Here is a 9,980-nt window from a genome sequence, read left to right on the forward strand (position 1 = left end):
CCGTTCGGCGAAAGACGGTGTCGTGGGCGGTGGCGCGGGGGCATGCTGGCGCCATGTCGATCCAACCTCTACCCCATTCCATGAAGACCTTGGCCCTCGTTTTCGCGCTGGCGCTGCCTTTGCTGGCTGCCGCCCCGTCAATCCACGCTCAATCGAGCGCCGCCACGCCGGCGCGCGAAGCGGCGCAGTTCGATTTCCTCATCGGCCAATGGGACGTGGAGCTGCAGCCCAAGGTCAGCGGTCTGGCGAAGATGATCCATGGCCAGCCGAAATTGACCGGCAGCTGGAAGGCCTGGCGTGCGTTCGATGGCCAGGGCATCGACGACGAGCTGCGCGTGGTCGACAGCTCCGGCAACCCAGCCACTTTGGCGCATGCGCAGCGCATCTACGACGYCAAGGCGCAGCGTTGGCAGATCAGCCTGCTGGACGTCTACCGTGTGCGCTTCTCCAGTGCCACCGGGCAATGGCAAGGTGGCGAGATGCGCGTCGACGGCAGCGGCACCAACGCCGACGGCAAGCCGATGCTGTCGCGCACCCGCTTCGTCGACATCACCGCCGACAGCTTCAAGATGCAGCAAGACCGCTCGACCGACAACGGCGCGAGCTGGGACGAGGGCGCGCTGGTCATCGTCGCCAAGCGGGTGGCCGCAAAGGCACCGCGCTGAGCCCGGCGACGCGACAATCGCCGCCATCGTTATTTCGATGGAGTGAGGAAGGGTGATGCCACGCGCCTGGGTCTGGACGCAGCTGGCCATCGGCTGGTTGCCGATGTGGGCGCTGTTCACGGTGCTGATGATGTCGGCCCACCAGTCACCGGTGGAAGAAGCGGCACCTTATGCACTGCGCCTGATGGCGATTGCCGCGACGCTGGGCATGGTGGTGCACCGCCTGACGGCGCGGCTGCCGTGGCCGCATCCGTTTCGCCTGCGCTTCATCGTCGTTCACATGCTCGGCGGGCTGGCTTATTCGATGAGCTGGTTCGGCCTCAATGCGGTGGTCGAAAGCCTGCTGCGCCGCACGATCGCGATCCCGATCGGGCCAGGCATCGGGCCGTACTTGGTCGTCGGCATCTGGCTTTACGGCATGGTGGCCGCGGTGGCCTATGCCAGCCGCGAAGCCGAGCGCTCGGCCCAGCTCAAGGCCTTGGCGGCGAGCAGCCAGCTGGCCGCGCTGCGCTCGCAGTTGCACCCGCACTTCCTGTTCAACGCGCTGCACACGGTGGTGCAACTGATTCCGCTGGACCCACGCGGCGCTGTGCGCGCGGCCGAGCTGTTGGCCGGCGTGCTGCGCAACGCCATCGGCGAGCACAAGGAATGGGTGACGCTGCGCGACGAGTGGGATTTCGTGCAGCGCTACCTCGAGATCGAGGCCATCCGTTTCGGCGAGCGGCTGGTGGTGCGCAGCGAGATCGACGCGGCGGCGCTGGATGCGCAGCTGCCTTCGTTTGCCTTGCAGACGATGGTCGAAAACGCCGTGCGCCACGGGGCCGCGCCGGCGATCGAGCCGACCACGCTGCAGATCCGAGCGCGTCTGGACCGTGACCGCCTGCTGGTCGATGTCGACGACAACGGCGTCGGCGCCGACCTGGCGGTGGTGGAACGTGGCGGCACGGGCCTGCGTCGCTTGCGCGAGCGCCTGGCGTGGCTGTACGGCGGCAGCGCCAGCCTGGTGCTGCGCGGTGCGCCAGGGCAGGGCTTTGGCGCGACGCTGCAGCTGCCGCTGCGCCGTGCCGCGCCCGAGGAAAACGGCGATGAATGACGCCGCCCCGGTCTCGGCGCAGATCTCGGCGCTGATCGTCGACGACGAGCCGATCGCCCGCGCCGGCCTGCGCCACCTGCTGGCCGATGCGCCGTGGATCCAATGCATCGGCGAGGCGGCCAACGGCCCTGCTGCATTGGCGGCGATCGACAGCCAACGGCCCGACCTGGTCTTTCTCGACATCCAGCTGCCCGGGCTGCTGGGCACCGATGTGATGGCGCGGCTGCAGCACCGCCCGGTGGTGGTGTTCACGACCGCCTTTGCCGAGCACGCCGTCACCGCGTTCGAGCTCGGCGCGCTCGACTACCTGCTCAAGCCCTTCGGCGCCGATCGCCTGGCCGCCGCGCTGGAGCGTGTGCGCGCCGCGCTGGGCGAGCCCGCCCCACCGGCGCTCGAGCGCTTCGGCGAGGCGATGAGCCCTGGCCCGATCAGCCGCCTGTTCGTGCGCAACGGCCGCGCCATCGTGCCGGTGGCGGTGGCCGGCGTGTCGCGCTTCGAAGCGATCGGCGACTACGTGGCGGTGCACGCCGCCAGCGGCATGCAATTGCTGCACCTGTCGCTGAACAAACTCGAAGCGCGGCTGGACCCGCAGCGCTTCGTGCGCATCCACCGCGCGCACATCGTCAACCTCGACCAGGTCAAGGCTTTCAAGCGGCAGGATGGCGTCAACCTGGTGGCCGAACTGCTGGATGGCACGGTGCTGCCGGTGAGCCGGTCAAGGGCGCAGGCGTTGCGAGGCCTGGTCGGTTGACAAGACCAGGTTGGCGCGGTGGACATGGAACAACCTGGCCTAACTCTATTTAGGGATGTATTGGATCTGGGAGCACCCGTTCGCCTCGGCCGGTCCTAGGATGCAGCGATCGGACTCCGGCCGTCATCCGGCGGCTTCGATGTTCGATGTCTCAACATCACATCCAAGGAGGTAGCTTGTGACCCCAACCCTCAGGAAGCCGCTTTTCGGATTCGTTGCCGCCGTCGTTCTCGGTTGCTGCTCGGCGGCGATGGCCGCCGCACCGAAGTACAAGCTCGACGTCGTGCGCGGCGATGGCGCGATGCCGGTGCCTTCGGCCATGGTGGCCATCAACGATGAAGGCGAAATGATCGGCACGATCTACGGTCTGCCGGACCATTCCTTCACGACGGTATTGGCGCGGTACACCGGCCGGCGATCGGCGGCACAGCTGCTGCCCGACAGTGACGCGATGGAGGTCGCCGGCATCAACGCCGCAGGCGATGTACTTGCCTCCGAGCACGGCAACTCCGCGCTCTGGCGCCACGACGGCACACGTGAAACGCTCGACCAGCTGGACCGGGTCACCGCGATCAACAACATCGGCCAAAYCACCGGCTATCAAGGCGCCGCTGCGGTCGTCTGGAAAGACGGCGTGGCCGATGTTCTCGAGGGCGTTGATGGCCAGCAGGCCTGGGTCAGCGACATCAACGATTCAAGCGTGTCCRTCGGCACCGTCGACTACATGGTCGGCAAAAAGCGTCGTTCCGACGCCGCGGTGTGGGATGCGGCAGGTCATCTCGTGCGACTCACGGTTGCGGGCGCCCAAGATGCCGATGCGCAGTCCATCAACAAGCAAGGCCAGGTGGTGGGTTGGGCCACCGATGGGGTTGACTACTTTTCCTTCCTCTATGACGCAGGGGCAGTCACCCGCCTTCCACAGGTTCATGGCGACGACATCTGGCAGGTCGTGACGATCAACGACCATGGCGACGTGCTGGGCAATCAAGGCCCGGTAGAGGGCCCGATCCTTTGGCACAAAGGTGTGGGCTATCAGTTGCGCGAGCTGCTGGAGGACCACGGCCAGGACTGGCAGTACCTCACTGCGTACGACATGAACAACTCGGGCCAGATCGTTGGCTGGGGGCGTTACAAGGGCAAAGGGCACGGCTTCATCGCCAAGCGTGTCAAGCAGTAGGCCGCGGGGCCTGAGCGGCACAGCGGTGCCGCCAGGCGGCGTTCAGCCCCTGCATATCGCCGCCCGGCGGCGGCTGGGCCTGGCGACACTGGGCGCATCACCACTCGTTGAAGCGCCATGCCCCTGACCATTGGCCTGCTGGCCGAGCACCTGCGGCTCGACCCGGCCGACACAGCCGTCTGCACCTTCCCCGTCATCGCGCCGCTGTACCAGCCGCTGCTGCACATCGACTGCCGGGGTGACCCGCCGTTGCCCGACCTGGCCGAACGTTGGGACGTGTCGGCCGATGGCCGCGACTACCGCTTCTGGCTGCGCGAGGCGACCTTTCACGACGGCACGCCGGTGCGCGTGCGCGATATGGCCTGGAGCCTGTCACGGCACCTGCGGCCGGGATCGAACTCGCTCTTCGCGACCATGCTGCGTGGCCTGCTGCGACGTGGCGGCACGACGCACGACGACGGGGTCGCCGAATCGTTCGAGGTCGATGAGGCGCAGCGCTGCCTGCGCATCCGCCTCGTGGCACGGTATGTGCCGCTGCCCGAGCTGTTGGCGCACCCGATGCTAGGCGTGCTGCGTGTGGCCGAGGGCGGCCGCCTGGTGGGCTCTGGCCCGTTGATGGCGCGGCAGGCCGGCGCGTCGCTGCAATTCGTCGCGCATGCGGCCTACCGCGGGCCGCGCGCGGCGCAACGCGAACTGCAGCTGACCGGCTACGACACGCCGCAAGCGTTGGCCGCGGCACTGGCCTCGCAGGAGGTCGACGTGGTCTCGATCGAGCGTCTGCACCAGCCGCTGTTCGCCGGCAGTTTCGATTCAACGCCGCTGAAAGACCGTTGGGTCGGTGCGCTGATGGTCAACGCTGCCGGCGCGTTGCACAGCACCGAGCTGCGTCGCGACTTCGGCCTGATGGCGCAGGGCCTGGCCAACGGCCTGTTCGGCCCGGCGTTCGAGCCGTTTCTGCTGCCCGAAGATCTGGCAACGCCAGCCTACCGTGCGCGGCTGCGGCCGGCGCTCGACCCTGCCGAGTTTGCGCGGCGCTGGCGCGGCGAATTGGYAGGCCAGCCGCTGCGCATCGTCCATTGCCCGGGCCGCGGCCCGCTGAGCCAGATCCTCACCGCGTTGGCCGACACCCTGGCTCGGCATGACGTTCCGCACCGCGTGATCGAGGTGGCCAAGCCGGCCGAGGTCTATGAGCTGGTGGCGCAGGGCGATTTCGACGTCGTGGCGCGGGGCTGGGCCCAGGACCTGGACGATGCCGACGAGTTTTTCGGCATCTACGACAAGCAGGCACCCGGCGCAGTAGCCAACCTGCACCGGCTGCGCTTTGACGCTCAGGTGGCCGCTGCCCGGCACCTGCCTTCGGGCCCCGCGCGAACCGCGGCTTACATGGCGGCTCTGATCGAGCTGGAGGCGCAGTGGCTGTGCATCCCCATTTGCCACGACCGCAAGCGCCTGTTCCACGGCCCGGCCGTGCAGCTGGCGCCCCACTGCAACGACGTGTTCAAGCCGCTGCAGGCACCAGCGGCAGTTGCAAGCCCCGCTTGACCGAGTCCATCACCACCGTCGAGCGAAACCTGGCGATGTTGTCGTTGGGAAAGAACACGCGCCGGGTGAAGCGTTCGTAGTCGGCCATGCTGGTCGCGACGACGACCAGCACGAAGTCGTACTCGCCGGCCACGTAGTAGCACTGCTGGATCTCCGGCTGCGCGCTGGCCTCGCGCTTGAACGCGTCGATCGCGGCGGTCAGCCCTTGCTTGAAGGCCAGCTCGACGATCACGGTGACCAGCGAAACCATGGTCTCGGGCGCGAGCACGGCGACTTCGGCCTCGATCGCGCCCTCGCTCTTCAGCCGGCGGATGCGCCGCTGCACGGCCGTGGCGGAAAGGCCCAGCGCCTCGCCCAGGCTTTCGGCGGGTTGTCGGCAGTCTCGTTGCAGCGCGTCGAGGAGCGCGCGGTCGAAGCGGTCCAGCTCCATGGGGCGGGTGTCATGGGTCCAAAGAGACTGCATTCTCGCCAAGGGGCCGGCGCCAAGCGTGAACTGTTGCCGCTCCGGTTTGCTTCAGCATGAGGGCAGGGCGTCGATAACGCGTCGTGGACACCCAACGACATGCAGTACTCATGCCCGTCAGGTTTGCCGCGCTCCGCCCAGCGGCGCGCGCGGCAAGACGGTTCTTGGCTGCAGTAGTCAGTTGCGGGGCGCTGGGCTTGGCCCATGCCGGCCCCATCGGCGACAAGGTGTTCGCCATCGAGGCCGAACACGGTGGCAGCCCGGTCGAGGCGATCGAGCTRCTGCGCCCGCTGGAGGCGCAGGCCCGCGCCGTCCAGGGTGACGACCTGCGCATCTTCCTGGCCGCCTGGGGCTATGCCCACGCGGTCACCGACAAGCCCGCTGTGGCCGACGCGGCGATCGAAGAGTTGACCGACATCGGCGAGCGTAACGGTGACGCCGCCACCTTGGCCTCGGCCTATGCCCTGAAGGCGACGACCTTGCAGATGGCCGGCCAGGTGCGGGCCGCTTTCGGCTGGATCGAAAGCGCGGTGCCGCTGGCCAAGACCTCGCCGAGCGTCGACCTGCGCTACTGGATCTACATGACCGCCGGCGACCTGGCCCAGGCCAACGGGCAGGTCGATGAAGGCATCCGGCTGTTCGACGAGGCCGCCGAATCCGCACGCGAGGGCCACAACCMCCGCCGCGAAGGCCAGGCCCTGCTGGCGCTGGTGCCCTTGCGCATCGTCAGGGGCGAGGTGGCGCGGGCGATGCAGGTGTCGATCCGTGTGCGCGAGCTCGGGGTGCGCAGCAACGACCATTCGCTGGTCGCGGCCGGCTGGGTGATGGAGTCGCTGACCGCCGAGGCGCTGGGCGACCCGGCCCGCAGCGCGCGGGCCCGCCACGCGGCCGAGGCCGTGCCGCGCCCGGCGGTGCCGGCCAGCCAGGCCGTCAACGTGCAGGCTGGCGGTGATTCATGGCTGAGCACCGAGCTCGATGCCCTGCTGAGCCTGTCGGCCATGCACCTGAGCGTCGGCAACTTCGGTGCCGCGCGAGACTTGGCACAGCGGGCCCACGATCAGGCGCAGGCGCGCCACGACAACTATTCGCTCGGTCACGCATTGATCAACCTCGGCCTGGCCGACCTGGGCGTCGGACGTGTCCAGTCCGGCATGAAGGCGGCGAGCGCTGGTCTCGCGATGCTGGAAAGCCGCGAGCGCGACGCCGAATTGTTGGTGCAGCTGAACCGTTATGTGGCCGCACTCGAACGCCGCGGCGAAACCAGCGAGAGCTGGCTGAGGCTGCGCGAAGCGCTGCTGCTGGAGACCGAGCTGTCGCGCCGCGATCGGTTGAGCACGGTGATCGAGTTGCAGCGCGAGTCGAGCTTTCAGCAGCGTCAGCGCCAGATGGAGCAGCTGCAGCACGACAACGCGCTGCAGGCGGCCGAGATCAAGCGCCGCGCGATCGAGCGCACGCTGAGCCTGCTGCTGGCCGCAGCGATGGGTGCCGGCGGCATCATCGCCTGGCGGCTGTACCTGCGGGCCCGCGAGTCGAACCTGCGCCTGGCCGAGAACAACCAGTCGCTCGAACACGCCAGCACACACGACGCCGTGACCGGCCTGTTCAACCGACGCGCGATGGAGGCCCACACCGAGGAATTGGTCAACGAGCGTTATTGCTGCGTCAGCCTGTCGGTCAAGCAGTTCGGCCTGATCGTCGGCAGCGTCGGCCACCAGCTGGGCGACCTGCTGCTGTGCCAGATCTCGACCCGCCTGAACCAGGTCGTCTCTCGCCACGGCGGTCGCCTGTACCGGGTCGACGGTGTGACCTTCGGCGCGATCGTTCAGATGGAAGACGGCGAGCTGTGCCTGCAGAAGCTGCTGGAGGGGCTGGCCGCCACGATGGACGAGCCGTTCGAGATCGGCAACCAGGACCTGATCGTCTCGATCGGCCTCGGCGCGGCACAGTACCCGAAGGACGCCAGCACCGCCCACGAGGTGGCACGCCTTGCCGAGCTGGCCAAGCTGCAGACCCATGCTGACCCGGGCAACACCCATGTGGTGTACGACACCCGCATCGGCGAGAGCCAGCGCGACAAGCTGCACATGGAAACGCGCATGCTCAAGGCCATCGAGCATGGCGACTTCGAGCTGTTTTACCAGGGCCTGCGCGATGCCCGGACCAACCGCTTCTGCGGCTTCGAGGCCCTGCTGCGCTGGCGCGACGGCGGCAAGATGATCTCGCCGGCGCAGTTCATCCCTCTGGCCGAAGAGTCCGGGCTGATCGTGCGCATCGGTGCCTGGGTGCTGCGCCAGGCCTGCACGCAGGCCAAGGCCTGGGCTGATGCGGGCCTGGGCGTGCCGAAGGTGGCCGTCAACATCTCACCGCGCCAGTTCAACCACCCCGACTTTCTGGACACCGTGCGCGACACCCTGCGCGAGACCGGAGTGAACCCGGCGCAGATCGAGCTGGAGATCACCGAAGGCAGCGTGATGAACGACGCCGAGGCCAGCATCGCCCAGCTGCATGCGCTGCGCGACATGGGGCTGCATCTGGCGATCGACGATTTCGGCACCGGCTACGCGAGCTTGTCCTACCTGCGCCGCTTCCCGCTCAATCGGCTGAAGATCGACCGCTCGTTCGTCAGCCAGCTGGGCGCCGGCGAGCACGGCGACGCCATCGTGCGCACCGTGATCGAGCTGGCGCACTGCCTGGGCCTGTCGGTCACGGCCGAAGGGGTCGAGACGGTGGAGCAGGAAGCGCTGCTGCACGGCTGGTCTTGCGACGTGATCCAGGGCTTCCTGCATTCGAAGCCTGGCCCGGCCGCCGGGGCGACCGAGTTGCTGCGGGCTCAGCTCGAAGTGCCGGTGGTGGCCGAGGCGTAGTCCAGCTTCGGGTACCAGTCGGTGCCGCGGCCGGCGGGCGTCAGGTCGAGGATGTTCCACAGCGGGGTCGGGTCCGGCGCGCCGCGCGGGTCTTGCCCCGGGTCCTGGGTGTCGCCGAGTTCGGCGCCCCAGAAGTGGTGGATCTTGCCGCCGCGGCGTACCCACACGTCCAACGCCGGCCATTCGTCGCCGTTGGGCGCCAGGCCACGGTAGTCGCGCGCAAAGTCGTCGCCGACCGTGGTGTAGAACTTCAGGTTGCGCCAACCGCGCTCGCGTGCAAACGCGAGCTGCCGCTCCACCGGCGAGCGGCCCAGCACCGCGAACGCCACGCGCTGCGTGATGTCGCGCACCGGGATGTCCAGCGAGCCGAGGAATGCGGTGCACATTGGGCAGGGGCGGGCGCGCTGCGGGCCGAACATCCAGAAGTAGGTGACCAGCGTGTCGTGCGGGCCGAACAGGTCGGCCAGGCCCACCGCCTTTCCGTCGTCGTTCTCGAAGCGGTAGTCGCCAGCTTGGCCGCCTAGCGGCAGAGCCCGGCGCTGGGCCGCCACGCGCTCGATGTGGCGGCGCAGCTCGATCTCTTCGGCCAGCAACGCGGTGCGGGCGCGGCGGTAGTCGTCGCTGTCATTCGGATAGGGCTTGCTGGCCGACGAGGCCAGCGCGGCGGCGGGTTTCAGTTCGCTCATCTTTTGCTCCTTGGGGGTGGAAAAGATTGCCGGAGCAATGGTGGTTCCCGTCCGGGTGTGTCACCCAGCGCTGGGCGACGCCGCGTGCTGGCAGCAGGCACGCCAAATGCTCCTGCTTCTATTCCTTCCCCCCGAAAAGAAAGGGCATTCCATGAACACTCGTCGACTTCCTCTGTGGACCGCTTTCGCGATGGCGGCTTCTCTGGCCTCGGCTCCCGCCTTCAGTGCCGATCTGAAGCTCAGCGGCGACCAGGAAGCGCCGGCCGTGAAGACCACGGCGACAGGCACCGGCAGCATCAACGTCGGCACCGATGGTGCGGTGACCGGCAGCGTCACCACCAGCGGCCTCACCGGCACGGCGGCCCACATCCACCAAGCCGCGCCGGGCAAGAGCGGGCCGGTCGTGTTGCCGCTGACCAAGTCAGGCGACAACGGCTGGGCGGTGCCCGCGGGCTCGAAGCTGACTCCCGATCAGCTGAAGGCCTACAAGGCCGGCGAGCTGTACGTGAACGTGCACACCGCCGCCAACAAGGACGGCGAGATCCGGGGCCAGATCAAGCCCTGAGCTTGACCTGATGGCTGGATGGTTGTTGACGCCGATGCATCAGCGCAACGCCTGACGCAGCGCACTCGACAACCCATCCAGCCCGGCGCTCAGCTCGGCTTCCGGCAGCAGCCCGAAGCCGAGCCTGAAAACCCGCGCTGACTCACCGAACCAACGGCCATCGCCTACCCGCAC

At 68.1% G+C, this 9,980-nt stretch carries 10 protein-coding genes; 7 read left to right on the forward strand and 3 right to left on the reverse strand.

Going from position 1 to position 9,980, the window contains the following annotated elements; all coding sequences use genetic code 11:
• Nucleotides 1-80: 80 nt before the first annotated feature.
• Genes AC1DYI_RS05350 through AC1DYI_RS05360 form a run of 3 tightly spaced genes read left to right on the forward strand, consistent with a single transcriptional unit; the run spans nucleotide 81 to nucleotide 2,509 of the window.
• Entirely contained in the window at nucleotides 81-665 is a 585-nt protein-coding gene (locus AC1DYI_RS05350; protein WP_477203042.1) for a hypothetical protein, read from the forward strand.
• 55 nt (nucleotides 666-720) lie between these two features.
• Complete coding sequence (locus tag AC1DYI_RS05355; RefSeq protein WP_477203043.1) at nucleotides 721-1,758, forward strand: sensor histidine kinase; 1,038 nt, start codon at nucleotides 721-723, stop codon at nucleotides 1,756-1,758.
• Nucleotides 1,751-2,509, forward strand: a complete 759-nt coding sequence (locus AC1DYI_RS05360; protein ID WP_477203044.1) for a LytR/AlgR family response regulator transcription factor — start codon at nucleotides 1,751-1,753, stop codon at nucleotides 2,507-2,509. The genes AC1DYI_RS05355 and AC1DYI_RS05360 overlap by 8 nt, the downstream gene beginning before the upstream one ends.
• 123 nt (nucleotides 2,510-2,632) lie before the next feature.
• Here AC1DYI_RS05360 and AC1DYI_RS05365 read toward each other — a convergent pair whose 3' ends face one another.
• Nucleotides 2,633-2,830, reverse strand: coding sequence for a hypothetical protein (locus AC1DYI_RS05365; RefSeq protein WP_477203045.1), 198 nt, complete (start codon nucleotides 2,828-2,830; stop codon nucleotides 2,633-2,635).
• Between AC1DYI_RS05365 and AC1DYI_RS05370 the strand changes: the two genes are divergently transcribed.
• Nucleotides 2,829-3,686 (forward strand): hypothetical protein, encoded by an 858-nt coding sequence (locus tag AC1DYI_RS05370; protein ID WP_477203046.1) that lies wholly within the window; start codon nucleotides 2,829-2,831, stop codon nucleotides 3,684-3,686. The two genes, AC1DYI_RS05365 and AC1DYI_RS05370, sit on opposite strands and share 2 nt — an antisense overlap.
• A 117-nt stretch (nucleotides 3,687-3,803) precedes the next feature.
• A complete protein-coding gene (locus AC1DYI_RS05375; protein WP_477203047.1) occupies nucleotides 3,804-5,228 on the forward strand; it encodes an ABC transporter substrate-binding protein in 1,425 nt (474 codons plus the stop codon).
• On the opposite strand, the gene AC1DYI_RS05380 is transcribed toward AC1DYI_RS05375, so the two are convergent.
• A complete protein-coding gene (locus AC1DYI_RS05380) occupies nucleotides 5,185-5,658 on the reverse strand; it encodes an Lrp/AsnC family transcriptional regulator (RefSeq protein ID WP_477203048.1) in 474 nt (157 codons plus the stop codon). The genes AC1DYI_RS05375 and AC1DYI_RS05380 overlap by 44 nt on opposite strands.
• Nucleotides 5,659-5,855: 197 nt before the next feature.
• Between AC1DYI_RS05380 and AC1DYI_RS05385 the strand changes: the two genes are divergently transcribed.
• Nucleotides 5,856-8,555: a putative bifunctional diguanylate cyclase/phosphodiesterase gene (locus tag AC1DYI_RS05385; RefSeq protein WP_477203049.1), complete on the forward strand. Its 2,700-nt coding sequence runs from the start codon at nucleotides 5,856-5,858 to the stop codon at nucleotides 8,553-8,555.
• On the opposite strand, the gene AC1DYI_RS05390 is transcribed toward AC1DYI_RS05385, so the two are convergent.
• Entirely contained in the window at nucleotides 8,522-9,241 is a 720-nt protein-coding gene (locus tag AC1DYI_RS05390) for a DUF899 family protein (RefSeq protein WP_477203050.1), read from the reverse strand. The two genes, AC1DYI_RS05385 and AC1DYI_RS05390, sit on opposite strands and share 34 nt — an antisense overlap.
• Before the next feature lie 151 nt (nucleotides 9,242-9,392).
• On the opposite strand from AC1DYI_RS05390, the gene AC1DYI_RS05395 reads away from it, so the two are divergent.
• Nucleotides 9,393-9,806, forward strand: a complete 414-nt coding sequence (locus AC1DYI_RS05395; RefSeq protein ID WP_477203051.1) for a CHRD domain-containing protein — start codon at nucleotides 9,393-9,395, stop codon at nucleotides 9,804-9,806.
• Nucleotides 9,807-9,980 lie beyond the last annotated feature (174 nt).

This window comes from Ideonella sp. P3_A4, from assembly GCF_056403075.1.

Coding starts and splice junctions, on each gene's coding strand:
- AC1DYI_RS05355 (WP_477203043.1), top strand. CDS start 721: ATGCCACGCGCCTGGGTCTGGACGCAGCTGGCCATCGGCTGGTTGCCG.
- AC1DYI_RS05360 (WP_477203044.1), top strand. CDS start 1,751: ATGAATGACGCCGCCCCGGTCTCGGCGCAGATCTCGGCGCTGATCGTC.
- AC1DYI_RS05365 (WP_477203045.1), bottom strand. CDS start 2,830: ATGGCCGAAGGCACCGGCATCGCGCCATCGCCGCGCACGACGTCGAGC.
- AC1DYI_RS05380 (WP_477203048.1), bottom strand. CDS start 5,658: ATGGAGCTGGACCGCTTCGACCGCGCGCTCCTCGACGCGCTGCAACGA.
- AC1DYI_RS05390 (WP_477203050.1), bottom strand. CDS start 9,241: ATGAGCGAACTGAAACCCGCCGCCGCGCTGGCCTCGTCGGCCAGCAAG.
- AC1DYI_RS05395 (WP_477203051.1), top strand. CDS start 9,393: ATGAACACTCGTCGACTTCCTCTGTGGACCGCTTTCGCGATGGCGGCT.